The organism is Curtobacterium sp. MCPF17_047, from assembly GCF_003234045.1.
Taxonomy (GTDB): Bacteria; Actinomycetota; Actinomycetes; order Actinomycetales; family Microbacteriaceae; genus Curtobacterium.
Genome location: NZ_QKSF01000002.1, coordinates 45658 through 70085 on the forward strand (window position 1 = coordinate 45658; position 24428 = coordinate 70085).

General features: G+C 72.1%; 24 protein-coding genes and 1 tRNA gene. 6 read left to right on the forward strand and 19 right to left on the reverse strand.

Annotation, left to right across the window (positions count from 1 at the left end; all coding sequences use genetic code 11):
- Positions 1 to 7: 7 nt before the first annotated feature.
- Genes DEJ33_RS02625 through DEJ33_RS02645 form a run of 5 tightly spaced genes read right to left on the reverse strand, consistent with a single transcriptional unit; the run spans position 8 to position 4957 of the window.
- Positions 8 to 979, reverse strand: coding sequence for a YafY family protein (locus DEJ33_RS02625; RefSeq protein WP_111077168.1), 972 nt, complete (start codon positions 977 to 979; stop codon positions 8 to 10).
- On the reverse strand, positions 972 to 2054 hold the full coding sequence (locus DEJ33_RS02630) for a YafY family protein (protein WP_111077169.1): 1083 nt from the start codon (positions 2052 to 2054) through the stop codon (positions 972 to 974). The genes DEJ33_RS02625 and DEJ33_RS02630 overlap by 8 nt, the downstream gene beginning before the upstream one ends.
- 30 nt (positions 2055 to 2084) lie before the next feature.
- Complete coding sequence (locus tag DEJ33_RS02635; RefSeq protein ID WP_111077170.1) at positions 2085 to 3008, reverse strand: FKBP-type peptidyl-prolyl cis-trans isomerase; 924 nt, start codon at positions 3006 to 3008, stop codon at positions 2085 to 2087.
- A gap of 42 nt (positions 3009 to 3050) precedes the next feature.
- Positions 3051 to 4187 (reverse strand): tRNA (adenine-N1)-methyltransferase, encoded by a 1137-nt coding sequence (locus tag DEJ33_RS02640; protein ID WP_258374528.1) that lies wholly within the window; start codon positions 4185 to 4187, stop codon positions 3051 to 3053.
- The gene (locus tag DEJ33_RS02645; protein ID WP_258374529.1) at positions 4184 to 4957 is read right to left on the reverse strand and encodes an HAD family phosphatase; all 774 of its coding nucleotides are present in this window, start codon (positions 4955 to 4957) and stop codon (positions 4184 to 4186) included. The genes DEJ33_RS02640 and DEJ33_RS02645 overlap by 4 nt, the downstream gene beginning before the upstream one ends.
- A gap of 134 nt (positions 4958 to 5091) precedes the next feature.
- Here DEJ33_RS02645 and DEJ33_RS02650 point away from each other — a divergent pair, with 134 nt between their 5' ends.
- Positions 5092 to 6024 carry a proteasome assembly chaperone family protein gene (locus DEJ33_RS02650; protein WP_110902276.1) on the forward strand — a complete coding sequence of 311 codons (933 nt, stop codon included), beginning with the start codon at positions 5092 to 5094 and terminating at the stop codon, positions 6022 to 6024.
- A gap of 225 nt (positions 6025 to 6249) precedes the next feature.
- Here the strand turns inward: DEJ33_RS02650 and mshC are convergent, their stop codons facing one another.
- From mshC to DEJ33_RS02665, 3 genes are all read right to left on the reverse strand, one after another.
- Positions 6250 to 7491: a cysteine--1-D-myo-inosityl 2-amino-2-deoxy-alpha-D-glucopyranoside ligase gene (mshC, locus tag DEJ33_RS02655; protein WP_111077171.1), complete on the reverse strand. Its 1242-nt coding sequence runs from the start codon at positions 7489 to 7491 to the stop codon at positions 6250 to 6252.
- Positions 7488 to 8315 (reverse strand): undecaprenyl-diphosphate phosphatase, encoded by an 828-nt coding sequence (locus DEJ33_RS02660; RefSeq protein ID WP_110902274.1) that lies wholly within the window; start codon positions 8313 to 8315, stop codon positions 7488 to 7490. Before DEJ33_RS02660 ends, mshC begins: the two co-directional genes overlap by 4 nt.
- 64 nt (positions 8316 to 8379) lie before the next feature.
- Positions 8380 to 9678: a M20/M25/M40 family metallo-hydrolase gene (locus DEJ33_RS02665; RefSeq protein WP_111194236.1), complete on the reverse strand. Its 1299-nt coding sequence runs from the start codon at positions 9676 to 9678 to the stop codon at positions 8380 to 8382.
- A 165-nt stretch (positions 9679 to 9843) separates the two neighbouring features.
- On the opposite strand from DEJ33_RS02665, the gene DEJ33_RS02670 reads away from it, so the two are divergent.
- Positions 9844 to 9929, forward strand: a tRNA-Leu gene (locus DEJ33_RS02670).
- A 241-nt stretch (positions 9930 to 10170) separates the two neighbouring features.
- Here DEJ33_RS02670 and DEJ33_RS02675 read toward each other — a convergent pair.
- The 7 genes from DEJ33_RS02675 to DEJ33_RS02705 form a co-directional block, all read right to left on the reverse strand.
- On the reverse strand, positions 10171 to 10758 hold the full coding sequence (locus DEJ33_RS02675) for a hypothetical protein (RefSeq protein WP_220033180.1): 588 nt from the start codon (positions 10756 to 10758) through the stop codon (positions 10171 to 10173).
- A gap of 26 nt (positions 10759 to 10784) precedes the next feature.
- Entirely contained in the window at positions 10785 to 11924 is a 1140-nt protein-coding gene (locus DEJ33_RS02680) for a zinc-dependent alcohol dehydrogenase (protein WP_111194292.1), read from the reverse strand.
- 179 nt (positions 11925 to 12103) lie between these two features.
- Positions 12104 to 13432, reverse strand: a complete 1329-nt coding sequence (locus DEJ33_RS02685; RefSeq protein ID WP_111077173.1) for an NAD(P)/FAD-dependent oxidoreductase — start codon at positions 13430 to 13432, stop codon at positions 12104 to 12106.
- 76 nt (positions 13433 to 13508) lie between these two features.
- On the reverse strand, positions 13509 to 13715 hold the full coding sequence (locus DEJ33_RS02690) for a hypothetical protein (RefSeq protein ID WP_110902270.1): 207 nt from the start codon (positions 13713 to 13715) through the stop codon (positions 13509 to 13511).
- A gap of 13 nt (positions 13716 to 13728) precedes the next feature.
- On the reverse strand, positions 13729 to 15522 hold the full coding sequence (locus DEJ33_RS02695) for a DEAD/DEAH box helicase (RefSeq protein ID WP_110902497.1): 1794 nt from the start codon (positions 15520 to 15522) through the stop codon (positions 13729 to 13731).
- Positions 15523 to 15656: 134 nt separating this feature from the next.
- Positions 15657 to 16901 (reverse strand): DNA polymerase IV, encoded by a 1245-nt coding sequence (gene dinB / locus DEJ33_RS02700; protein ID WP_111194237.1) that lies wholly within the window; start codon positions 16899 to 16901, stop codon positions 15657 to 15659.
- A 78-nt stretch (positions 16902 to 16979) separates the two neighbouring features.
- Positions 16980 to 18146, reverse strand: a complete 1167-nt coding sequence (locus DEJ33_RS02705) for an acyl-CoA dehydrogenase family protein (protein ID WP_111077174.1) — start codon at positions 18144 to 18146, stop codon at positions 16980 to 16982.
- Positions 18147 to 18170: 24 nt separating this feature from the next.
- Between DEJ33_RS02705 and DEJ33_RS02710 the strand changes: the two genes are divergently transcribed.
- A complete protein-coding gene (locus DEJ33_RS02710) occupies positions 18171 to 18956 on the forward strand; it encodes an SGNH/GDSL hydrolase family protein (protein ID WP_111194238.1) in 786 nt (261 codons plus the stop codon).
- Between the two features lie 33 nt (positions 18957 to 18989).
- Here DEJ33_RS02710 and DEJ33_RS02715 read toward each other — a convergent pair whose 3' ends face one another.
- From DEJ33_RS02715 to DEJ33_RS02725, 3 genes are all read right to left on the reverse strand, one after another.
- Complete coding sequence (locus DEJ33_RS02715; protein WP_146242506.1) at positions 18990 to 20246, reverse strand: D-alanyl-D-alanine carboxypeptidase family protein; 1257 nt, start codon at positions 20244 to 20246, stop codon at positions 18990 to 18992.
- Positions 20247 to 20436: 190 nt separating this feature from the next.
- On the reverse strand, positions 20437 to 20811 hold the full coding sequence (locus DEJ33_RS02720; RefSeq protein WP_111077177.1) for a hypothetical protein: 375 nt from the start codon (positions 20809 to 20811) through the stop codon (positions 20437 to 20439).
- A gap of 22 nt (positions 20812 to 20833) precedes the next feature.
- A complete protein-coding gene (locus DEJ33_RS02725; protein ID WP_110902263.1) occupies positions 20834 to 21649 on the reverse strand; it encodes an RNA methyltransferase in 816 nt (271 codons plus the stop codon).
- A 96-nt stretch (positions 21650 to 21745) separates the two neighbouring features.
- On the opposite strand from DEJ33_RS02725, the gene DEJ33_RS02730 reads away from it, so the two are divergent.
- Both DEJ33_RS02730 and DEJ33_RS02735 read left to right on the forward strand, forming a co-directional pair.
- On the forward strand, positions 21746 to 22684 hold the full coding sequence (locus DEJ33_RS02730) for an NAD-dependent protein deacetylase (protein WP_111194293.1): 939 nt from the start codon (positions 21746 to 21748) through the stop codon (positions 22682 to 22684).
- The gene (locus DEJ33_RS02735; RefSeq protein ID WP_110902262.1) at positions 22681 to 23319 is read left to right on the forward strand and encodes a histidine phosphatase family protein; all 639 of its coding nucleotides are present in this window, start codon (positions 22681 to 22683) and stop codon (positions 23317 to 23319) included. Before DEJ33_RS02730 ends, DEJ33_RS02735 begins: the two co-directional genes overlap by 4 nt.
- 6 nt (positions 23320 to 23325) lie before the next feature.
- On the opposite strand, the gene DEJ33_RS02740 is transcribed toward DEJ33_RS02735, so the two are convergent.
- Positions 23326 to 23541 carry a hypothetical protein gene (locus tag DEJ33_RS02740; protein ID WP_111194240.1) on the reverse strand — a complete coding sequence of 72 codons (216 nt, stop codon included), beginning with the start codon at positions 23539 to 23541 and terminating at the stop codon, positions 23326 to 23328.
- Between the two features lie 138 nt (positions 23542 to 23679).
- Between DEJ33_RS02740 and DEJ33_RS02745 the strand changes: the two genes are divergently transcribed.
- Entirely contained in the window at positions 23680 to 24426 is a 747-nt protein-coding gene (locus DEJ33_RS02745) for a hypothetical protein (protein WP_111194241.1), read from the forward strand.
- The last annotated feature ends 2 nt before the right edge of the window (positions 24427 to 24428 follow it).

Genomic DNA, 24428 nt, shown 5'->3' on the forward strand with positions numbered 1-24428 from the left:
CGGTCTCTCAGTGGACGTCGAGAGCGGCGGCGGCGAAGTCGCGGACGGCCTGCCGGGCGGCCGGCGGGTCGAGCACCACGGCACGGCCCGGCAGGCCGGCCACCAGACGGACCACCCCGTCGAACCCGGCCGACGCGGCGAGCCGGATGCGCACCCGTCCGTCGTCGTCCGGCGCGTCCGCGGTGTCCGCGAGGAAGTCGGCGACCAGCGGCAGCGACGACCCGTCGAGCTCCACCGTCACGATGACGTCCTGGGCGCTCTGCTGGAACAGCGTGTCGGGCAGGACGACGTCCTCGATGGTCCGTTCCGCGGGCCGGTCGTCGACGCGCACGCCGGACATCCGGTCCAGTCGGAAGGTCCGGATCGCGGCACGGTCGAGGTCCCAGGCGCGCAGGTACCAGTCCGCGTCGATCGACTCCACCCGGAGCGGGTCGACCCGGCGCGTGCTGCCCTGCGTCCGCGGTCCGGCGTACTCGAAGTGCAGGCCGCGGCGGCCTGACATGGCCTCCCGGATCACCGTGAGGGCGGCGTCGTGCAGGTCCTGGCCGACGGCGACGTTGCCCGCCACACCGCCGGCACCACGGGACAGCTTCGCCATCAGGGCACGGATCGCGTCCTTGTCAGCCGCCTCGGGCAACGCCGACAGGTACTGCAGCCCGGCGATGAGCGCCGAGGCCTCGCGGGCCGACAGCCGCGGAGCGTCGTCGATCGCCACCAGGTTCGTCAGGACGATCATGTCGTTCTGGTCGAAGTCGTCCCAGGCGATGTCGAACAGGTCACCGTGCTGGTACTGCATGGTCTCGCCGGGGACACCGGAGACCGCGATGAGCTCGACGGCACGGCGGATCCGGGACTCCGGGACGCCGAAGTGCCGAGCCGCCTCGGACACGGAGACACGCTCGCGGTCGATCAGGTACGGCACGAGGGCCAGCAGGAAGGCCAGCTTGTCCTGCGCCTGCAGCGGTTGGGCGTCAGCCATGTGTCGCTCCGTCGTTCCCCGTGGTCGCGCCCGCGACGCCGCTCTCCGGTGCACCGGTGTGGTCCTCGACGAGCACGCGGAGCCGGTCGACCACGCGCTGCCGCAGGTCCTCGGGTTCGACGACGCGGACCTCGGGCCCGAAGGCCGCCAGTTCCTCGGCCAGGATCTGCGGGTCGACGTGGTGGATCACGAGTTCACCCTCGGCGGTCGAGGTCGTGTCCCGGCGTCGGGTCAGTCGTCGTTCAGCGTCGGAGCCCGGGACGACGTGCACGGTCGCCGTGCGCTCGGCCCAGACCCGGTCGAGGCCCGCCAGCGCCCGTTCCCCGGCGTCGGCCGGCGCCGGGTGCTGCCCGACCTCGTACTGGGTGACCGGCCCGACGATCCGGGCGAGCAGGTAGTTCTTCTCGGAGCGGGTCGCGAACTCGTGCGCGGCGAGCATCCACCGGCCGCCGTGCTGCACGAGCGCGAGCGGGGCGAGTTCGCGCACCCGCGCATCGTGGTGCCCCGGTGTGATGTAGGAGAACCGGACGGCCGCCGCCCGGTCGAGGGCCGAACGCAGCGGCTCGAAGGCGGCGTCCCGGGTGCGCAGCCGCGGAGCGTACGCACCGATGGCGGCGGCGCCGTCACCGGCGTCGTGCTCCGACCCGTCGTCGTCGGACCCGGCGGAACGGACCTTCAGCAGACCGCGGCGGGAGTCGGCGGACAGCGCGCCCTCGCGCCAGGCCATCGCGGCCAGGGAGAGCAGCGCGGACTCGTCCGGGGTGAACCGGACGTCGAGGGGCAGGTCGTACTCGCCCTTCGGGATGCGGTAGCGCAGCGTCTGGTTGTTGCCGGCGGCGCCCGGGGTCTCGATCGTCTCGAGCGGGATGCCGAGCTCGCGGACGTCGTCCTTGTCGCGCTCGAACTGTCGCTCGAGCGACGCGTTGTCCCCGCCGGTGCTGTAGCGCTGCCGGTAGCCCTGCACGTTCGCCAGGATCTCGGACTTCGTCAGCCCGGACTCCGTCGACAGCAGCGCGAGGACCAGGCTGAACAGCCGTTCCTCAGCGGGCACACGGGGAGCACGAGTGGTGGGCACGTGCCGATCCTACGCAGCCTGTGGTGCGGGTCAGCGCGGCATCACGCCGAGCACGTCGATGACGTACGCGTACGCGGCACCCTGCTCGTGCACGATCGCCAGCACCTGGTCACCCACGTGGCGGCCGAGCAGGGCGTTCCGGATGCCGTCGACGACCTGGCCCTTCGCCAGCGGCAGCGGCTGGGAGCCCGAGCCGTCGGTCCAGCTGGAGCCCGCGACGGTCGAGTCGGCCGTGCTGCTGCCCCACGTGACGGCGGTGTACTTCACCACGGCGGTGTCCTTCGCCGTGAGGGTCGCGCCGTCGCCCTTGCGGAGCAGGTGCTGCTCGTCCTGCTTCGGGGCGGACCACGACGGGATCGTGATGCCGGGCGCGCCGTCGGGTGCGAGCACGACGGCAGGCATGCGGTCACCCGCGAGCTGTGGCGTGCCCGTCGCGCGGGCGTCGAAGGCCCGCTTGACGTCGACGACGAAGACGGCGGCGTCCTCGGCCTTCGACCCCGAGCGACCCTGGTCCGCAGCGGTGCCGGAGAGCGCGGACTTCGGCAGTGCCACGGCCAGGCGGTCGCCCACCTGGGCGCACTCGAGCGCCTCGCCGAGCGCGCCGCCGTTGGTGGAGCCCGCCGTCAACGGTGCGGTGCTGCCGGTGTAGCCGCTGGTCTGGGCCACCGCGCCGGTGGCACCGTCGACCAGCGTGTACTCGAGCACCACGGGGGTGCCGTCGCCGATCGTGCGGCCCTCGCCCTGGCGGAGCACGGAGACCTGCGTGCCGCGGACGGTCAGACCGGCCGGCACGGTGACCTCCGGCTCGGAACCGAAGGCGCCCTTCGCCGACACGGCCTGGGACGCGGCGCCGGACGGGGCGCACGTGCCGGCCGATCCCGCACCGGGCGTGGCGCACGCGGTCAGCGACGCGAGGAGTCCGATGGTGACGACGAGTGCGGGGATGGCGCGCACGGATCCTCTTTCCGGTCGATGCAGGACGGGCACGGGGGAAGCCTACCGGTCGCCGTCGGAGGGACCGGACGCCCCGAGGACCGCTGCCGTGGGCTCGGACGCTGCCGCGACGGCGGCCTCGGACGCCGCTTCGGCAGCGGCGACCTTCCGCGCCTGGGCTGCAGCCTGACGGGCGACCTTCCGGAGCTTCTTGTCGCTGGCACCGCGCTCGCCGACCGCGCCGGGGGTCCACGCCTCGACGTCCTCGTCGGAGAACTCCGCCTTGCCGGCTCGACGCTTCAGGTTCGGTAGGACGACACCGTCGGCCAGTCGACGGGCCGTGATGAGGAAGCCGGTGTGCGCCACCATGCGGTGGTCGGGTCGGACTGCGAGACCCTCGACGTGCCAGGTGCGCACCAGGGTCTCGCTCGACTGCGGGTCGGTGAAGCGTCCGGTGTCGCGGAGCGCCTCGGCGGTGCGGGAGAGCTGCGTCACCGTGGCGACGTAGCAGACGATGAGACCCCCGGGCGCGAGGGCGTCGGCTGCCTCGTCGACGCACTCCCAGGGCGCGAGCATGTCGAGCACGACGCGGTCGATGCTCTGCGGCTCGACGGCCTGCGGCAGTTCCTCGACCAGGTCGCCGACGGTGACCGACCAGTTGTCGGGGACAGCGCCGAGGAACGTGCCCACGTTGCCACGGGCGATCGCCGCGAACTCCTCGCGTCGCTCGAAGGACTGCAGGCTGCCGCTCGGGCCGATGGCGCGGAGGAGCCAGAGCGACAGTGCGCCCGAACCGACGCCGGCCTCGACCACGCGGGCGCCGGGGAAGACGTCCGCGAAGGCGACGATCTGTGCCGCGTCCTTCGGGTAGACGATCGCGGCTCCGCGCGGCATCGACATGACGTAGTCGTTGAGGAGCGGCCGGAGGGCCAGGTACTCGTCGCCCGTGCTGGCCCGGATGACCGACCCGTCCGGCTGGCCGATGACGTCGTCGTGCGCGAGCATGCCGCGGTGCGTGTGGTAGACCACGCCGGGCTCGAGCGAGAGCGTCGTGAGCTTGCCCTTCGGCCCGGTCAGCTGCACCCGGTCACCGGCGCGGAACGGACCGCGGGGCGGGGTGTGCGGGGCGCCGCCGGCGGTGTGCGGCAGCTCGGCCTCCGGAACAGCAGCGGCGTCGTGCACGGTGGTGTCGTCGCTCATCGCGCGTCCCCTTCGGTGGCGGGGGCCGACGTCGGGACGGAGGTCGGGCCTCCTTGGCGTTCGGCTGCCCGCGCGCTGAGCGCCGGGCCGGTGAGTTCGAGCAGGCGGTCGACGTCGACGCCGTCCAACGTGGTGAGGTGGACGTCGCTCGCGCCCTCGGCGATCGGGACGATGTGCTCCACCGCGACGGTGACGGCGCCCGAGGCCCGGGCGGAGGCGACGCCCGTGGCGGAGTCCTCGATCGCGACGCAGGCGGTGGGTTCGACGCCGAGCTGTGCGGCGGCGGTCAGGTACGCGTCCGGGTGCGGCTTCGGACGGTCGACGTCGTCACCGGCCACGACGACCCGGAAACCGCGGGCACCGAACGCCTCGGCCGTCACGAGCGCCATCGTCCGACGGGACATCGTCACGAGGGCCGTCGGGATGCCGCGGTCGTGCAGTTCCTCGACGAGTTCACGGGCGCCGGGACGCCAGGGCAGGTCGTCACCGTGCAGCCGCTCGACCACGAAGTCGGTCATCCACTGGACGATCTCCTCGACCTCCAGGTCGACGCCCTTGTCACGGAGGATCTCCCCCGACCGCTCCAGGCCACTGCCGACGAGCGACAGACCGTCCTGGTGGGTCCACTCGGCGCCGTAGCGGGCGGTGAGCACGACCTGCGACTCCTGCCAGATCGGCTCGGTGTCGATGATCGTGCCGTCCATGTCCCACAGCACGGCTGCGGGCAGCACCGATGCGGGCTGGGCGGGGGTGGGGGGTTGCGCGGTCACGGGCGACGAGTCTACCGGCGGCGCGGTCGGTGGACGGCGGCCTGTGGAGAGCGGGACTATCGTGGATGCCTGATCGTGTCCGGTCGGCACGCGCGTGAGCGCGGCGGACCACTCCACCACCAGGAGGCCCTGCCGTGCCACAGCACTCCCCCTTCAGTGACGGACGGCTCCTCGTCGTCGCGTTCGAGGGCTGGAACGACGCGGGAGAGGCCGCGAGCGGTCTCGCCCGACGCATCGTCGACTCGCTCGAGCTCGACGAACTGCGCGAGATCGACGGGGAACGCTACGTCGACTACCAGTTCAACCGGCCCGAGGTCGGTTTCGACGACGACGGCGAACGCGGAGTGCAGTGGCCCCGCATCGTCCTGCACGGCCCCAGCGCCGAGGGCCGCCCGGTGATCGGGGCGACCGGTGCCCCGACCGAACGCGACGTGTTCGTCCTCGTCGGCCCCGAACCGTCGCGCACCTGGCGCGGCTTCTGCGCCGAGGTCATCGACCTGGCCGACGTCTACTCGATCGACGCCGTCGTGTTCGTCGGCGCGATGCTCGCCGACGTGCCGCACACCCGTCCGATCTCGGTCTTCGTGTCGAGCGAGAACGCCGGCGTCCGGGCCGCGTTCGACGTGGACAAGTCGACGTACGAGGGGCCCACCGGCATCCTCGGGGTCCTCGCCGACTCGATGGACAAGGCCGGGCTCACGACGCTCTCGCTGTGGGCGTCGGTCCCGCACTACGTGCACAACGCACCCTCCCCCAAGGCCACGCTGTCACTCCTCGACAAGATGGAGGAGCTCACCGACGTCACCGTGCCCCGCGGCACGCTGCTCGACGACGCCGCGCAGTGGGAGGAGGGCATCGACGCCCTCGCCTCGGACGACGAGGACATGGCGTCGTACATCGGGCAGCTCGAGCAGGCGCGTGACACCGTCGACTCCCCGGAGGCCTCGGGGGACGCCATCGCGCAGGAGTTCGAGCAGTACCTCCGGCGTCGCGAGCACAAGGACGGCAAGGACGGCAACGGGGCGGCGGGTGAGGGGCCGTGGCGTCCGCCGCAGCCGCCGCAGTAGGCGCGAGACCCTGACGGACGGGAGGCCCGGGACCAGCTGGTCCCGGGCCTCCCGTCCGTCCGGTGCGTGCGTCAGGAACGCGACTCCGCTCGCCGAGACGGCGCGACTCGCCGCCCGCCGGTCGCCGGTCGCCCGAGGTGCCGGGACACCGGCACCTCGGGCCCCGGGACACCGGGGTGTCGGCACCTCGGCGAAGCGGGTGGGCGTGCGCGCAGGCGCGCCGCGTCAGCCGATGCGGATGCCGAGGAGCGCGTCGACCAGGTCGACGAGCTCGGGCGTCGCCGCCGTGCCGGCCGCGATCGCGGTGTCGACGACCGCGACGGCACCCGGCGTGTCGAGGTCGTCCGCGACGCGGGCGCGGAGGCGGCCGATCACCTGGTCGGCGTCGTCCTGCTCGCCGCGACCGCCCGCGGCCCAGGCGTCCCAGGACGCCAGCCGGCGCTCGGCGTCCTCGAGGTCGCCGTCGAACCACTCCCAGTCGTCGGAGTAGCGGTGCGACAGCAGCGCCAAGCGGATCGCCCGCGGATCGGCGCCGGCGTCCAGCAGACCGCGGACCGTGACCAGGTTGCCGAGCGACTTCGAGATCTTCGTGCCCTGGTAGGCGACCATGCCGGTGTGCACGAACGCGTTCGCGAGCGGCTGCTGGGCGAGGGCTGCGGCGTGCCCGGCGCTCATCTCGTGGTGCGGGAAGACCAGGTCGCTGCCGCCGCCCTGCACACTGATCGGCAGGCCGAGCCGGTCGCCCGCGATGACGCTGCACTCGATGTGCCAGCCGGGACGCCCGGGGCCGATCTCGGTGTCCCAGCTCGGCTCGCCCTGGCGCTCGGCACGCCACAGGAGCGGGTCGAGGGGGTCGCGCTTGCCGGGGCGGTCGGGGTCACCGCCGCGTTCGGCGGAGAGGGCGAGCATGGTGTCGCGGTCCAGACGGCTCTCGTCACCGAGCGTCCACACGTCGTTCGCCCGGTTCACGTCGAAGTACAGGTCCTCACCGTCGGAATCGGGCGTGGGCACGGTGTAGGCGGCGCCGGTCTCCTCGAGGTAGGCGACGGCCTCGGCGACGCGGTCGACCTCGTCCGTGACGGCCACGTAGTCGTCCGGCGGCAGGACGCGGAGGGCCTCCATGTCGCGGCGGAACAGGTCGATCTGCGACGCGGCGAGCTCCCGCCAGTCGACGCCGTCGCGGGTCGCGCGCTCCAGCAGCGGGTCGTCGACGTCGGTGGTGTTCTGGGCGTACTGCACCTGCAGGCCGGCGTCGCGCCAGACCCGGCCGAGCGTGTCGAACGCCAGGTAGGTGGCGGCGTGGCCCAGGTGCGTGGCGTCGTAGGGCGTGATGCCACAGACGTACAGCGCCGCCCGGTCGGCACCGCGCGTCGGGTCGACGGGCTTGCCGGTGGCGGTGTCGTGGACGACCGGGCGGGGACCGGCGCCGGGGACCTCCGGGACGGACGGTGCCGACCAGGCCCTCATGCCTGCACCACCCCGAGCGAGAGCAGCACGATGAGGACGATGCCGAGCAGGATCCGGTAGACGACGAAGGGCATGAAGCTCCGCTTGCTGATGTAGTTCATGAAGGCGGCGATCACGACGAAGCCGACGACGAACGCCACCACGGTCGCGATGAGCGTGTCCGCCAGGCCGAACGGTGCGCCGGTGTCACCGAGGCTCGTCGCTGCCTCGTACAGGCCGGACAGGAACACCGCGGGGATCGCCAGGAGGAACGCGAACCGCGCCGCGGCCGGCCGCGTGTACCCGAGGGCGAGCCCCATCGACACGGTGGCTCCGGAGCGGGAGACACCCGGCACGAGCGCCAGGACCTGTGCCAGGCCGATCAGGATGCCGCCGGTGAAGGTCATCTGCTCGATCGGACGGACCTTGCGGCCGACGCGGTCCAGCACGCCCAGGACGACCCCGAAGACGATGAGGACGATGGCGACGATCCACAGCGACCGGAACGTGGTCTCGATGGTGTCCTGCAGGAGCAGCCCGATGACGCCGATCGGGATCGTGCCGATGATGACGAGCCATCCGACGCGGACGTCCGGGTCGTTCCGTGGCACCTTCCCGGCCAGGGCGCCGAACCACTTCCGGACGATCCGGACGATGTCCTTCCAGAAGTAGATGAGCACGGCGGTCTCGGTGCCGAGCTGCGTCACCGCCGTGAAGGCCGCGCCGGGGTCCTGTGCGTCGGGCAGGAACAACCCGACGATGCGCAGGTGGGCGCTGGAGGAGACCGGCAGGAACTCCGTCAGCCCCTGGACGAAGCCGAGGAAGATCGCTTCGAAGATGTGCACGTGTGCGGCCTTTCGCCGGTGCTGGACTCGGTTGTGCCGTCACCGACGACGACCATGCACGGTATCAGTAGGTCGCGAACAGGTCCCCGAGGACGCGGCGGCCGAACGCCAACGACTCGAGCGGAACGCGCTCGTCGACGCCGTGGAACATCGCGGGGAAGTCGACGCCAGCCGGCAGCTGCAGCGGCACGAAGCCGTACCCGGCGATGCCCAGTCGCGAGAGCGCCTTGTTGTCGGTACCGCCGGACAGCAGGTACGGCAGCACCGGAGCACCCGGGTCGTGACGCTCGAGGACGTCCCGGACGGCGTCGACGAGCGGGCCGCCGAAGTCCTGCTCGAGCCCGACGTCCTGGTGCGTCATCGTGACCTCGACGTCGTCGCCGGCCAGTTCGCGAACCCGGGCCAGGACCGCGTCCTCGTCACCGGGCAGGCAGCGGATGTCCACGAGCGCGGTGGCCTGGTCGGGGATCACGTTGTGCTTGTACCCGGCGCTCAGGACGGTCGGGTTCGTCGTCGTGTGCAGGGCGGCGTGGATGAAGCGGGCGGCCGACCCGGTGGCGAGCGCGACCTCGTCCGGTCCGGTGGCGACCGGGTCGACCCCCAGGAACCGGGCCACCTCGGTGACCATCGCGGTGGTCGTGTCGGACAGCCGGACCGGCCACTCCTCGCTGCCGATCCGGGCGACGGCGGCGGCGATCGTGGTGACCGCGTTGTCCTTGATGACGTGCGAGCCGTGCGCCGCGGTCCCCCGCGCGGTGAGCTTCACCCACATCAGGGCCTTCTCGCCGGTCTGCAGCAGGTAGGCGCGCCGGTCACCGACCGTGATCGAGTAGCCACCGACCTCGCTGATCGCCGCGGTGGCGCCGTCGAAGACCTCGGGGTGGGTGTCGACCACGTGGTGGGCGCCGAGGATGCCGCCCGCCTCCTCGTCGGCGAAGTACGCGATCACCAGGTCCCGCTCCGGGGCGCCCCGCTGCTCGATGACGTCCGACAGCGCGGTGAGCATCATCGCGTCCATGTTCTTCATGTCCACGGCGCCGCGGCCCCAGAGGGACCCGTCGCGCACCTCGCCGCCGAACGGGTCGACGGACCAGTTCGCCGGGTCGGCGGGGACGACGTCGAGGTGTCCGTGCACGACGAGTGCCGGCTTGCTGCGGTCACGACCGGGCACGCGGGCGACGACGCTGACGCGGTCCGGTTCGGACTCGAACAGCTGCGGCGTGAGCCCGAGCTCCTGCAGCGCGGACTCGACGTAGTGCGCCGCCTCGGTCTCACCGCGCGACTTCCCCTCACCCCAGTTCGTCGTGTCGATCCGGATCAGGTCCCGCGCGATCGCCGCGGTGCGTTCCAGCTCGGACGTCATGGTCCAACGCTACCGGCGAAGCCGCTCCGACTGCGCCGCGCCCGGGATGCGCGACCGTGTTCAACGCGCGTTCACACCCGTGCTAGTGTCTTCTCTCGGCAGGAACGCCGGGGAAACCCGGTCGAACGGCCCGATGCGGGCATCATGTGCAACGCATCACACCCAGTCCGGGTGGCGGAATTGGTAGACGCGCTAGCTTGAGGTGCTAGTGCCCGTATTAGGGCGTAGGGGTTCAAGTCCCCTCTCGGACACGCAGTACCCGCTCTTCGGAGCACGTACTCGAACACTTGTGTTGAGACAAGCGGCGAACGGCCCTCCTTCGGGAGGGCCGTTCGTTTTGGTGCGCCCGTGACAGGACAATGCGTTCTCGGACCGTCACGTCTCCGGCCGCCACGTCACGGACGGGAGGCCCGTCACCATCTGGTCACGCGCCTCCCGTCCGTCCCGTACGCCCTACGCCCTCACGGAAGCTGGCCTCACGGACACTGGGCGTCAGCGTCGCGCGCGCCGCACCACCCACACCGCCACGCCGCCGATGAGCAGGTAGGGCCACATGGTGACGACCGGGTCGAGCACCCCGTGCCGCCAGTCGCTCCGGGTCGACCCGAGCCGCGCGCCGATCGGACTGTCGGCCTGCTCCGCCGCGATGCCGGTCTCGCGGATCAACCGGTCCGGCCGCCCACGCAGCGCGTCCGTCACGCGGTGCGTGGCCACGTCGAGCCGGTCGCCGACGACGAGCAGCATCCAGTGCGCCAGGCGCCCCTCGCTGAACCGCCGGTACGCGTACCGCTTGACGATCCCGGCGGGACCGGCGAGCGGTTGCGCGGTCCCGAACACGGGCGTGACGTGGGCGTGCTCGATGGACCGCTCGCGTCCCTCCGCCCCGGCCTGCTGCTCGGGACGCTCCCAGTGCGCGTTGGTGGCGGAGCCGGCCTCGCGGGACAGTTTCGGCACGCTCGGCCGGTCGGCGAGGTCCAGGTCGCTCCCCCACCCCGGGATCCGTGCCCGCAGCTCGTCCGCGGACGGCAGGTCCCGGGGCTTGTCCGCCACGTAGGCGATGTGGTCGTCGGCGTTGCTCATGCTCTGCTCTCCGTTCCCGGTCCCGCTCACGGCACGATCACCGGCTTGATGCACCCGTCGAGCTTCGACGAGAACAGGTGGTAGGCCTCACCGATGTGCTCGAGCGGGATCCGGTGCGTGATGATGTCGCTCGGCTTGAGGTGCCCGGCCTGGATGTGCTCGAGCAAGCGCGGCCACTGACGCTTCACCGGCGCCTGGTTCATGTGGATCGTGACGCCCTTGTTCATCGCGTCGCCGAACTTCACGAGGTTCGGGATGGGCCCGTAGGCACCCATCGCCGAGACGGTGCCGCCCTTCCGGACGCCGTCGATCGCCCAGTTCAGGGCGACCGGCGACCCACCCTGCATCTTCAGCTTGGCGCTCGAGACGTGCATCAGGAAGTTGCCGTCCGCTTCGGCACCGACGGCGTCGATGATGCTGTCCGCTCCGAGGAAGCCCGTCTGCTTCTTGATCTCGACGACGACGTCGTCCACCTCGGCGAAGTTGATCGTCTCGGCCTGGGCGAACTCGCGCGCCTTGGCCAGGCGGTACTCGAGCTGGTCGATGACGATCACCCGTCCGGCGCCCATGAACCATGCCGACTTCGCTGCGTACAGCCCGACGGGTCCGGCACCGAGCACCACGACGGTGTCGCCCTCGCGGATCGAGGCGAGCTGCGCTCCGAAGTACCCCGTGCCCAGCGCGTCCGTCATCATCAGCGCGTCCTCGGGGTCGAGCCAGTCCGGGATCACCTGCGGGCCGACGTCGGCGAACGGCACCCGGACGCGTTCCGCCTGGCCGCCGTCGTAGCCGCCGGTGGTGTGCGAGTAGCCGAAGATGCCGCCGACCGCGGTGGCGTTCGGGTTCACGTTGTGGCAGTTCGTGAAGAGACCGCGGGCGCAGAACCAGCAGGTGCCGCAGGAGATGTGGAACGGCACCATCACCCGGTCTCCCACGTTGAGGGTCTCCACCGACGACCCGACCTGTTCGACGACCCCGATGAACTCGTGGCCGAAGGTGTGGCCGACGCGGGTGTCGGGCATCATGCCGTGGTACAGGTGCAGGTCCGACCCGCAGATCGCCGCCCGTTCGACGCGGATCACGGCGTCGTTCGGGTGCTCGATGCGGGGGTCCGGCTTGTCCTCGACGCGGACCCGGTAGGGGCCGCGGTAGGTCATGGCGCGCATGGCGCTCCTCTCGGTCGTGCCGTCCACGCTGACGGTCGGCGGATGGGAGGAGGTCCAGGGTCGCGTTCCGTGTCCCAGCCGGCAGCAGCGCACCAGGACCGGTGGCGGACGGACGGGAGGCCCGGTACCAGCTGGTACCGGGCCTCCCGTCGGCAGGCAGTCGCGTCGCGACGCGTGCGCTAGCTCTTCGCCGCGTCGACGAAGGTGCGACGCGGGTCGGTCTCCTTGATGAGGGAGGTCGCGTCGCGGCCGGACACCGCACCGGTGACCCAGCCGATCACGATGCGCGCCTTGCGGTTCAGCGTCGGCATCGCGTAGACGTGGTAGGCGCGGTGCGCGAGCCAGGCCAGCAGGTTCGTCATCTTGATGCCCTTGATGTTCGCCGCACCCTTGGCGACACCGTACGAGGCGACCGTGCCGATCGACGGGTGGCGGTACTCCTCGAGCGGCTTGCCGCTGATCGACGCCACGATGTTGTCGGCGACGACGACGGCCTGACGGACGGCGTTCTGGGCGTTCGGCGGGTAGTAGGCCGGCTGCTTCTCGGCGGTCAGGTCGGGGACCTGGGCGACGTCTCCGAGGCCCCAGACACCGGGGACGACCTCGTGGGTGTCCTCGGCCTCGACCTGGAGCTTCGCGTTGGCGGCGAGGTGCCCCTTCGGGCCGCGCGGCAGGTCGGTGGCGTCGAGGAGCGGGTTCGGCTTGACGCCGGCGGTCCAGACGAGCAGGCCGGTGGCGAACTCGTCGCCGTCGGACAGCTTGACGACGCCGCCCTCGCAGCTCGGCATGGTCGTCTTCAGGCGGACGTCGATGCCACGGGCCCGGAGGGACTCGAGGGTCCACTTCGACAGCTCCGGCCCGACCTCGGGCGCGACGCGGTCGAGGGCGTCGATGAGCACCCAGCGGGGCTGCTCGCCGGCGAGGGACGGGTAGGTGGCGATCGCGGCCTGCGAGACGTCGAACAGCTCACCGATCGCCTCGACGCCGGTGTAGCCACCGCCGATGAAGATGCTGGTGAGGAGACGACGACGCTCGTCCTCGTCGCGGGTGGCGGCGGCCTTCGCGATGTTGTCGAGGAGCTTCGCACGCACGTACGCGGCTTCCTCGACGGTCTTGAACCCGACGCCGACCTCGTCGAGGCCCGGGGTCGGGAAGGTGCGGGTGACCGAACCGAGCGCGACGACGAGGTGGTCGTAGCCGAGGGTGCGGTCGTCGCCGCCGGCCGTGGCGACCGCGACGGTCTTGTCGGCCGAGGAGATGCCGGTCACCTTGCCCTGGATGACCCGGGTCTTGCGGAGCGCGCGTCGGAGTTCGACGGTGACGTCCTTGGGGGCGATGTGACCGCCGGCGACCTCGGGCAGGAACGGCAGGTACGTGTAGTACGTGTTCTGGTCCACGAGGGTGATGCGCATCGGCACCGTGGCGGCGTGCTTCTGCAGCTGCTTGACGGCGGTGTAGCCGGCCGAGCCGCCGCCGAGGACGAGGACGTGAGGGATGGAGTCTGCCATTCCTCCGGTCTACCCGATCCTGCCCGTCCCCGTCACCAGCGCCGCACCTGTCCGGGCGATCCGTACCGGATCCGGGTCACTTCCTGCCGTCCCGGAGGCGCCACCAGGCGGTCTCGGCGATCTCCCGGCCGGTGTAGACGCCGTACTGGGTGCGGCGGGACTCGTGCAGCGAGAAGCGCCGGAGCCGGTAGCCGCCGCCGAACCGGTCGATGATCGCCTCGGGTGAGGAGTCCGCGTCGCGCTTGACGTACCAGGTGCGGTCGTCGTCGACGGGCTCGATCACGCGCGGACCGTCTTCACCGACGACCGCCGATGCGGGACCGCAGGATGTCGATGCGCTTCTGGATCTGCTCGATGCTCGCCTGCGCCACGGCGGGTCCCCCGCTGATCCGACGGAGTTCGGCGTGGATCGACCCGTGCGGCTCGTTCGCGTGCCGGGACCAGATCGAGACGAGGCGCTGGAGTTCGGAGCGCTGCTCCTTGATGGTCATGTACATCGGCCGGTTCTCCGGCTCCGGCGCCTTCGGCAGCCCGTCCTTCACCACGCGCCCCTTGGACCGCTTCGCCTGGGTCGCCTGGCGGGCACGGAGCAGGTCCCGCACCTGGTCGGGTTCGAGCAGCCCCGGGATGCCGATGAAGTCGAGTTCCTCGAGCGACCCGACCTCGCCCCCGGTGCCGAACTCACCGCCGTCGTAGAGCACCCGGTCGAAGGACGCCTGCGAGTCGAGCGCCTCGAACGGCTGCATGTCGAGCAGGCTCTCGGAGGCACGTTCGTCTTTGTTGGCCTCGGCGACCATGGCGTCTTCGGGGTTGTACATGCCGTCCTCGGCGTCCTTCGGACGGTCGAGTGCGTGGTCCCGCTCCAGCTCGAGGGTGGCGGCGAGGGCCATCAGACCGGGCACGCTCGGCAGGAACACCGACGCGGTCTCACCACGACGACGGGCGCGGACGAACCGGCCGATGACCTGGGCGAAGAACAGCGGTGTGCTCGCACTCGTCGCGTACACGCCGACGCACAGGCGCGGGACGTCGACGCCTTCCGAGACCATGCGCACGGCGACCATCCAGCGCGAGGTGTCCTCGGCGAAGGACTGGATGCGGCTGGAACCCGCGGCCTCGTCGGAGAGCACGACCGTGGGGCGTTCCCCGGTGATCCGCTGCAGGATGCGCGCGTAGGCCCGGGCGGTGGTCGTGTCGGTCGCGATGACCAGCCCACCGGCGTCAGGGACACCCCGGCGCACCTCGGTGAGGCGTTTGTCGGCGGCCGAGAGCACGGCGGGCATCCACTCGCCCTCGGGCGACAGGGCGGTCCGCCACGCCTGCGCGGTGATGTCCTTCGTGACGGCTTCGCCGAGGGACGCCGACATCTCGTCGCCCATCCGGGTCTTCCAGCGCATCTGGCCGGCGTACGCCATGAACAGCACGGGCCGGACGACGCCGTCCTTGAGCGCGCGGCCGTAGCCGTAGTTGTAGTCGGAGATCGAGGTGCGGATGCCCTGCTCGTCGGGGGCGTACTGCACGAACGGGATCGGTGCCGTGTCGGAACGGAACGGGGTGCCGGAGAGCGAGAGGCGCCGGGTGGCCTTCGAGAACGCCAACCGGATGCCGTCACCCCAGGTGAGGGCGTCGCCGCCGTGGTGCACCTCGTCGAGGACGACCAGGGTCTTGCCGCCGGCGGTGATCCGTTCGTGCACCTCGGGGTTCATGCCGACCTGGGCGTAGGTGATCGCGACGCCCTGGTAGTGCCGACCGAACATGCCGTCGCCGTTCTTGAACATCGGGTCGAGTCGGATGTTGACGCGGTCGGCGGCGTCGGCCCACTGCCGCTTGAGGTGCTCGGTCGGTGCGACGACGACGAGCCGGTCGACGGTGCCGCGGGCGAGCAGTTCGGTCGCCAGCCGCAGCGCGAAGGTCGTCTTGCCCGCGCCCGGGGTGGCCGCTGCGAGGAAGTCGCGCGGTTCCTTCTCGAAGTACTTCGTCAACGCCTCGACCTGCCAGGCACGGAGCTTCGAGGCGGTGCCCCATGCGGCTCGTTCCGGGAACGCCGGGGAGAGGTGCTCGGCGGCCGCGTTGCCCGCGACCTCGGCGATGGCCGCCGGTTCGGTCGGAGCCGGCTGGGTCGGGGCGGTCCCGTTCGCCGACGGCCCGTCGATCGGGAGTTCGGCGGGTTCCTGGTGCTCGATGTTCTCCGCTGCGCTCACTCCACCCGAGTGTACCGGCACGCTCAGTCCTGTCGGGCGTGCGGGGCACGCTGCTCCGGCGTCGCGCGGACGAGCGAGGCGGGTCGCAGCACGCCGGCGCCGAAGCGGGCGGTGACGGCGTCGACGGTGGTCTCGGTGTCGCGCCACGGCGCGTCGTCGTCCCACAGGGCGTTGCTCGCGGCTGCCGGCACCAGGTTCTCGCCGCGGACGCCGATCAGTCGGATGCGGTTGCCCGGGCGGTGCAGGACGTCGTACAGCTCGACGGCTTCGCGGTGGATCCGCTTGGCGACGTCGCTGGGTTCGGCGAGCGTGCGGGACCGGGTGAGCGTGGTGAAGTCGGTGTACCGGACCTTCAGCGCGACCGTGCGCGCCTGCACCTCGGCGCGGCGGAGCCGGACCGCGACCTTCTCGGCCAGGCGCAGCAGTTCCCGGGCGACGTCGTCGCGTTCGGTGAGGTCGCGGCCGAAGGTGACCTCGTGCCCGATCGACTTCTCGCCCACCCCGGCCTCGACGGTGCGCGGGTCGCGGCCCCAGGCGAGGTCGTGCAGCCGCTGCCCGCCGGACGGTCCGAGCAGGGCCACGAGCGACGGCAGCGGCGTGGTGGCGAGGTCGCGGACGGTGTGGATCCCCCGGCGCTCGAGGGTCTCCTGCGTCTTGCCGCCGACGCCCCAGAGCGCGGAGACGGGCTGCGGGTGCAGGAACTCGATCGTGTACGCGTGCGGGACGACGAGCAGCCCGTCGGGCTTGGCGCGGCTGGACGCCAGCTTCGCCACGAACTTCGTGGACGCGGCACCGACCGAGCAGTGCAACCCGGTCTCGGCGAACACGGTCCGTCGGATCTCGGTGCCGATCTGCCACGGCGTGCCGTAGAGCCGGAGCGCACCGGCCACGTCGAGGAACGCCTCGTCGATCCCGAGGCGCTCGACCCGCGGCGTGAACCGGTCGAAGATCCGCATGACCTGGGCGGAGCGCGCGCTGTACTTCTCGAAGTGCGGCTCGACGATCACCGCCGCCGGGCACCGACGTTTCGCCACGGCCATCGGCATCGCGGAGTTGATGCCGTACCTGCGCGCCTCGTACGTGGCGGCCGTGACGACCGAGCGGTCCGAGTCGTGGCCGACGATGACCGGCAGACCGACCAGGTCGGGGCGGTCGAGCAGTTCGACGGAGGCGAAGAAGGCGTCCATGTCGACGTGCAGGACCGTCGCCGTGGCGTCGTCGACCGGCGCGTCGGTGACGAGTCGGTTCCGTCCGTCCTGCTTGCTCACCGGGTCATGCTCGCACGGACCGGCGACACCCGGACCGACGGCGCCCGCGACACCGGACCCCGCGCGACCGGGCCCGACTCAGCGGGGCAGCGGCCCGAACTCCGCCGCCGCGATCGTCCGCATCGCCGAGTCCCGCGTCGACGGGTGGTACTGGCCGGCGCGGACGTCCCGGGCCAGGCGAGCCAGTTCGTCCGACGCCCGGAACGCCGATCCACCGACGACCCGCAGCGCCTCGTCCACCACGGACTGCGCCGTGTCCACCGCACGGGCCTTCGTGCCGACGAGCAGCGGGAACCACCGGTCGTGCTCGACGAGCTCGTCGGCGTCCCGGGCGAGCGCGTCGACCTGCAGCGCGATGGCGTCGGTCGCACTGCGCATCGCGGCGACCGCGCGCCGGACGTCCGGGTCGGCCGAGCGCCGCGTCCCGTCCATGGCGACCCGCTCGGCGACCCGCTCGACCGCCAGGGTGACGGCGCGCGAGGCGAGCCCCACGTACACCGACGCCACGAGCAGTTCGAAGGCGGCGAAGATCCCGAACACGAGCGGGTCCGCCACCGGACCGACCGGCAGCACCCGGACGATGCGCTCCGCCGGCACGTGCAGCCCCTCGAGGATCGTCGTCCGGCTCTGCGTCGCCCGCATGCCGAGCGTGTCCCAGTCGTCCAGGTGCCGGACCCCGTCGTCGGCACGGACCGCGAAACCGTGCACGAGCCGCGGTTCGGTGCCCGAGGTGTCCTTCCCGAACACGCTCAGCAGGTCCCACGCGGGTGCGAGCGAGGTCGACACCTTCGTGCCGGTGAACCGGTACCCGCCCGCGCCGTCCGGCTCGGCTGTCGTCAGCGAGTCGAAGAGGACGGCGTCGTTGCCCGGCTCGCTCACCCCGAAGGCGAGCAGCCGGTCCGCCGCCGCTGCGTCCGTGACGGTCTGGAGGAACGTCCCACCCCGGACGGACACGCTGCGCGCCGCCTGCACCCAGACCTGGTGCATGCCGAGCCCGAGTGCCGTCGCCGGTGCGGCGGTCGCGAGGGTCCGCTGGACCGCAGCGGTCTCGCGGAGACCCAGCCCCGAGCCTCCGTCCCGGATCGGCACCCCGATCCGGAGGTACCCCGCCTGCCGGAGCTCCGCCAGGTCCTCCGCGCAGAAGGCGTTGTCGGTGTCGTAGCCGGGGGCGCGTGCGGCGATGCGTGCCAGGAGGTCGTCCGGAACGGTCCAGGGACGTCGCTTGCCGGGAGTGGACTCGGTCATGGGACGAGAGTACGGTCGCCTGTCGTGTCAGACGAGCATCCCTGGACCCGGTACGTCGCGATCGGCGACTCCTTCACCGAGGGGATCGGTGACCCGGACACGCACTCGGTCGGCGGCCACCGCGGCTGGGCCGACCGCGTTGCCGAGACCCTGGCCGACCGCACCGACGAGGACTTCGGCTACGCCAACCTCGCCGTGCGTGGACGTCTGCTCGGGCAGATCGTCGACGAGCAGGCCGAGGCCGCCGTCGCCCTCGGTCCGGACCTGATCACCGTGTCGGCGGGCGGCAACGACATCATCCGTCCGGGCTCCGATCCGGACGCCCTGGCGGAGCGCTACGACCGCATGATCGCGACCCTCCGTCGTGACGGTGCGACCGTGGTGCTGTTCACCGGCCCCGACGTCGGCATGACGCCGGTCCTCGGCATGGTGCGTGGCAAGACCGCGATCTACAACGAGCACCTGCAGGCCATCGCGCTGCAGCACGGGGCGCTCGTCACGAACCTCTGGGCGCTCCGGGTGCTGCGGGACCCGCGGATGTGGGCCGCCGACCGGCTGCACCACTCCCCGCTGGGACACGCCACCGTCGCCGCCGCCGTGCTCGACACGCTCGGCGTCGCCCACGAACTCGGCGCCGCGGTCCCCGAGCCGCTCGCCGCTCGGCCCTGGCGGGAGGCCCGCGTCGAGGACCTCGGCTGGGCGAAGGAGTACCTCGTGCCGTGGGTGGTCCGACGCGTCCGTGGGACGTCGTCCGGCGACGGCATCACGGCCAAGCGGACCTCGATGCAGCCGGTCGCCCCGCGGGACTGAGCGCAGCCCCGATCACGGGCAGCGCCGGCCCGGTCAGCCGACGAGCGCCCGGTCGAGCTCGACACCGCGGAACGGGTTCGACCACCGCCACCAGACCCCCGGGTCCTCGATGGACCGGTCGAGCTCGAGCGGGACCGTCACCGGGTCGTGGTGCGAGACCGCGAACCGCACCGACCCGACGCGCTCCCCCGCCGACCCGAACGTCAGCGGTTCCAGCGTCGTCTTCGCGGTCACGTCGGTCCGTCCCCAGACCAGGAGCGACGCCGCACGGCTCGCCGTCGCGTCGACCTCCTCCTGCCAGGGCGCCTGGTACGTGCCGAAGGTCTGCCCGGCGTTCGTCAGGGTGATGGTGTGGAAGTCGTCCGCCACCGAGTGCAGCAGCTTCCGCACGTCGCCGTCGAGCGAGTCGTGGTCGACCCCGCCGAGCATCGCCCCGATCACCGTCACCGTGCGGCCACCGCGCTGGTAGGTCGCCGCGAAGAGCAGGCACGCTCCGGCCTCGTCGAGCGTGCCGGTCTTGATGCCCTCGACGCCGTCCATGCCGAGCAGCTTGTTCGAGTTCTCGATGTCGCCGACGCCCGGCACCGTCGCCGACGCCGTCCCGACGACCTCCTTGACGAGCGGGTCCGCCAACGCCAGCTTGCCGAGGTCGACCAGGTCCGTCGCGGTGCTCTGGTTCCGGGGGTCCAGGCCGGTCGGTTCCACGATCGTGGTGTCGTCCAGGCCGTGGTCGTCGAGCCAGGTCGCCGCGGCCTTGCGGTAGCCGTCCATCGACCCGAACGCCCAGAGCGCCAACGAGCCGGCGTAGTTGTTCGCCGACTTCATCAGCATCACCTGGAACGCCCGGTACTCGGACAGCCGCAGGTTCGTCGGCAGCGGCGCCACCTCACCGTTCTGCGCCGCGTACTGGCCGTACAGCGCCTCCATCTGGGGCGTGAACCGCACGTCCGGGCCCTGGTCACCGGGCTGCAGCGGCTTCTCCTCGAGCACGACCAGAGCCGTGACGACCTTCGAGATGCTCGCGATCGAACGTGCCTTCCGGTCCCCGCTGGTGGTCAGGCTCTCCGGGAACCCGTCGGCCTCCACCGCCGTCGCACCGTAGTCCGGGAACCGGACGTCCGCGGCGCTCGCGGTCGGCGGGCGGTACGTCGCCGTGCTGGCCGTCGCCGGTGCGAACGGCACGACTGCGGCGGCCACCAGGAAGGCGACGACGAGCAGGAGCACCGCGATGACGGCAACCGTCACGGGCCTCCGGATCGCGGAGCGGGGGCGGCGGACGACGTTCGGCACGAGACCGGATCGTACTGGAGGCCCGGGCCGACCCCCTGGGTCCGGTGCGGCTCGTCGCGGGGCCGGGGTGGGCCTCCCGGCATCACCGTCCCGCTCCGCACAGGCACCGGTCGATGCCACGCACGCCGCTGCCGAGCCGACCGCCAGGGTAGGGCTCGACGTCGAACGGGACGCGGTCCCCGGCGCGCAGCTACCGCGGCGGCTCGACCCTCTCGTCGACCAGCGCGACGAACCGGCTGCCGACACCCTCGACCTCGTGCCGCACGAAGCCCGCGGTCGGCTCAGGAGCCTGGTACGGCGCGTGGTAATCGCACATCAGGTGGTCCCAGTCGGGCCACCACTTCTTCGGCCGCGCCTCTTCCCAGTAGCCGCACACGACGCACTCCAGGCGCACCCAGACCTTCTTCGCACCCGTGCGGTTCGCCCGCGACTGCACCAGCCAGGCGGGCGGGTCCTGCTCGATCGCTGTCAGTTCAGCCTCGCTGAGGCGCGACGGGATCCCGTGGTGGGTCGCCATCTCGAGGGTGATGTCGAGCCGGACGGCGGCGTCGCGTCGGGAGAGCATCCGGCAAGCCTAAAGGAGGGGATCAGCGTGCACGTTGCGCGTGCGCGACCGCCCACAGGCCGACGGCGCTCGCCGCGGCCACGTTGAGTGAGTCGACGCCGTGGTGCATCGGGATCCGCACCGTGGTGTCGGCCGCCGCGACCGCAGCCGGCGTGAGGCCCTGTCCCTCGGTGCCCATGACCAGGGCGACCCGCTCCGGCACGTCGGCGACGAACTCCTCCAGGTCGACGGAGCGGTCGGTGAGGGCCATCGCGGCGACGTGGAAGCCCTGCGCGCGGAGGTCCTCCCCCGCGGCCGGCCACTCTCCGATGCGCGTCCAGGGGACCTGCAGCACGGTGCCCATGCTCACCCGGACACTCCGGCGGTAGAGCGGGTCGGCGCAGCGCGGGCTGACCAGGACGGCGTCGGCACCGAGACCGGCGACGCTGCGGAAGACGGCCCCGACGTTCGTGTGGTCGACGATGTCCTCGAGGACGACGACGAGCCGGGCGTCGCGCACGACGTCGGCGACGCTGGGCAGCTCGGGTCGGTGCATCGCCGCGATCGCACCGCGGTGCATCCGGAAGCCGGTGAGCTCCTCGAGCAGCGCGTCCGACCCGACGAAGACCGGCCCGTCGTGCTCGGCGACCAGCGGCAACACGCTGTCCAACCACTTCTCCTGCACCAGGACACTCCGCGGCACGTGCCCGGCACGGACGGCGCGCTCGATGACGGTGTTCGACTCGGCGATGTACAGCCCACCCTCGGGCTCCGTCACGCGGCGGAGCGCCACGTCGGTGAGCCGGGCGAAGTCGTCCAGGCGCGGGTCGTCGAGGGAGTCGATGCGGACGGGGTGCACGGTGCTCGTTCCGGTCGGGAGGATCGTGGTCTGGTCGCGGACGTCAGCCCGGGGAAGGACCGGGGACGCTCGGCGGTTGAGGGTACCGTGGACACGATGGCGACGAGCGACGGCACAGCGACCGACGGCACGGCGACGGACGGCACGGCGACCGACGCGACGGACGGCACGGCGACCGACGCGACCGACGCGACCGACGCGACCGTCACCGACGTCGACCGGGCGGTCGCGGTCCTCCGCGGCAAGCGCATCGCCGTCCTGACGGGCGCCGGTGTCAGCACCGACTCCGGCATCCCCGACTACCGCGGCGCGGGACGTGTCGTCCGGAAGCCGATGACCTTCCAGGAGTTCCTGGCCGACCCCGCGAAGCGCCAGCGCTACTGGGCGGGCTCGCACCTGGGGTGGCGGACGTTCGCCGCTGCCCGGCCGAACGACGGACACCGGGCTCTGGCCGCCCTCGAGTCCGCCGGGGTCGTCAGCGGCATCGTCACCCAGAACGTCGACGGCCTGCACCTGCGAGCCGGGTCCCGTCGTGTCGTCGAGATCCACGGCTCGATGGACCGCGCCGTCTGTCTGACCTGCGGGCAGGTGTTCTCCCGCGCCGACCTGGCCGCCGTGCTGGACCGCGAGAACCCGTGGATCGACGAACCGGGTTCGGTGCAGCTGCAGCCGGACGGCGACGTGGAGATCAGCGACGTCCAGCGGTTCCGGGTGCCCGACTGCACCGTGTGCGGCGGTGTCCTGAAGCCCGACGTGGTGTTCTTCGGCGAGTTCGTCCCCGCCGAGAAGTTCCGCGAGGCCGTGTCGATCGTGGCCGAGGCGGACGCGTTGCTCGTCGTCGGTTCCTCGCTGACCGTGAACTCCGGCGTCCGCCTGCTCGACCACGCGACCCGGCGGAAGCACCCGGTCGTGATCGTGAACCGCGGCGTGACCCGCAGCGACCGTCGTGCCGCGGTGAAGATCGACGCCGGCACGACCGAGACCCTCGTCGAACTGGCGGCACGGCTGTCCGCGTCTGCGATGATCGACGGGTGACGACGCTCCTCTACCTGGTCCGCCACGGCGAGACCGACTGGAACCGGCAACGACGCATCCAGGGTTCGACGGACGTGCCGCTCAACGACACCGGCCGCCGACAGGCCGCCGAGACCGCTGCGCTCCTCACCCGCCGCCGGTTCGACGCGGTCGTCTCGTCGCCGCTGTCCCGGGCGCTCGAGACCGGCACGATCATCGCCACACGCCTCGGCCTCCCCGAGCCGTCGACGTACGACGGGCTGCGCGAACGCTCCTACGGCGACGCCGAAGGGCTCACACACCCGGAGATCGAGTCCCGCTGGCCGCACGACGCGGTGCCCGGTCGCGAATCCCGGGCGGCACTGCTCGACCGCGTCACCGAGACGCTCGCCGAGATCGCCGTCCGCTTCGACGCCGGCTCGGTCGTCGTCGCGACCCACGGCGCGGTCATCCGGACCGTGGTCGACGCGGCCGCTCCGGGCACCATCGAGCGGTCGACCGTACCGATCCGGAACGGTTCGGTGCACTCGTTCCGCTGGGACCCGGAGCGCTTCCGTGCGGAACTCGTCCGCTCCGACGACCCGATCGAGGACGTCTCGGACGCCCCGGGTCGCTACGCCTTCGAGTACCAGAACCCGCTCGAACGCCGGAACTGACCCGGGTCAGATGCCCGAACCGCCCGTGTAGCCGGTCCCACCCGCGGTCCGGGCGGCCTGCGCCTCGGCCACCCGCAGGTCGTGGCCATCCGGACCGCTGCCGTGCAGGACGCCGGCGTCCGGCAGGCCGCGGAGCAGACGCGCTCGGCGGCGGTCGGCGACCGCCATCCCGACGGCGATCGCCACGATGACGACGCCGACGGCGATGAGTGTGAAGAGCATGGTCCCCCCGTCCGACGGAGGCCCGTGCCCCCGTCGAGCTCCACCGTAGCGTGACCGAGAGCACACGCCCAGTGCGCGGACTACGCTCCGGTGGACGACGCGGCCCGACGCTCGGGCCGCCCGCTGCGAGGTGACGTTGTGAGCGCTGGTGGACGGCACACCGACCCTCCTCGCGGCCGCGATCCGTGGGATGACGACGACGACCTCGACACGGCGTTCGGACCGGACACGGCGTCGATCCGCTCCCGCTCCCGTCCCGAGCGGGTCCGGGCTGGAACGGCGATCGTCCTCGGCGTCATCGGCGTCGCGGTGGTCCTCGTCGTGGTGCTCGGCGTGATCCTGTCCGGCGTGCAACGCGGCGTCGGGGGCGTGTTCCCGCAGCCCGAGGCCGACCGGGCGCGGTTCGTGGCGGCAGCGTCTGCGCTGCCCGGGGTGACGGCCGTCGAGCGAGCCCGCAGTGAGAAGACCTCGTTCGCGGGCTACGACGTGACCGCGCTCGTGCGTGCCGATCCGGCGCTCGGTGCCGACGACCGCCGCGCACTCGTCTCGGCCGTGAGCGCCGCTGCGGCCGATGCCTCGGGTTCCGGCGTCCGCATCTGGGCCGACGTCGACTTCGGATCGCAGCAGGTCGGGGTGTCGGACTCCGAGGATGCCAGCCAGCGACGACTGCGGATGGCCGGACAGCTCGACGCGATCGGTGGCGTGGTCGGCGTCAGCTGCACGTTCGCAGCCGGCGCCGACGGGCGCTCCGACGAGCCTGCGGCGCAGCAGGTGACGGTCCGGTCAGCGGGTACGGGCACCGGGTTCGCCGCGGTCGCGGCTGCCGCCGAGCAGGTGGGCGACGACGTCTTCCCGGGCGTGCAGGTCCGGACCGTCCAGCCCTGAGG

Excerpts from the sequence above, each read along its gene's own strand:
- DEJ33_RS02625 (WP_111077168.1), bottom strand. The coding sequence starts at position 979 with ATGGCTGACGCCCAACCGCTGCAGGCGCAGGACAAGCTGGCCTTCCTG.
- DEJ33_RS02640 (WP_258374528.1), bottom strand. The coding sequence starts at position 4,187 with ATGAGCGACGACACCACCGTGCACGACGCCGCTGCTGTTCCGGAGGCC.
- mshC (WP_111077171.1), bottom strand. The coding sequence starts at position 7,491 with ATGAGGGCCTGGTCGGCACCGTCCGTCCCGGAGGTCCCCGGCGCCGGT.
- DEJ33_RS02665 (WP_111194236.1), bottom strand. The coding sequence starts at position 9,678 with ATGACGTCCGAGCTGGAACGCACCGCGGCGATCGCGCGGGACCTGATC.
- DEJ33_RS02675 (WP_220033180.1), bottom strand. The coding sequence starts at position 10,758 with ATGAGCAACGCCGACGACCACATCGCCTACGTGGCGGACAAGCCCCGG.
- DEJ33_RS02680 (WP_111194292.1), bottom strand. The coding sequence starts at position 11,924 with ATGCGCGCCATGACCTACCGCGGCCCCTACCGGGTCCGCGTCGAGGAC.
- DEJ33_RS02685 (WP_111077173.1), bottom strand. The coding sequence starts at position 13,432 with ATGGCAGACTCCATCCCTCACGTCCTCGTCCTCGGCGGCGGCTCGGCC.
- DEJ33_RS02705 (WP_111077174.1), bottom strand. The coding sequence starts at position 18,146 with ATGACCGAGTCCACTCCCGGCAAGCGACGTCCCTGGACCGTTCCGGAC.
- DEJ33_RS02720 (WP_111077177.1), bottom strand. The coding sequence starts at position 20,811 with ATGCTCTCCCGACGCGACGCCGCCGTCCGGCTCGACATCACCCTCGAG.
- DEJ33_RS02730 (WP_111194293.1), top strand. The coding sequence starts at position 21,746 with ATGGCGACGAGCGACGGCACAGCGACCGACGGCACGGCGACGGACGGC.
- DEJ33_RS02740 (WP_111194240.1), bottom strand. The coding sequence starts at position 23,541 with ATGCTCTTCACACTCATCGCCGTCGGCGTCGTCATCGTGGCGATCGCC.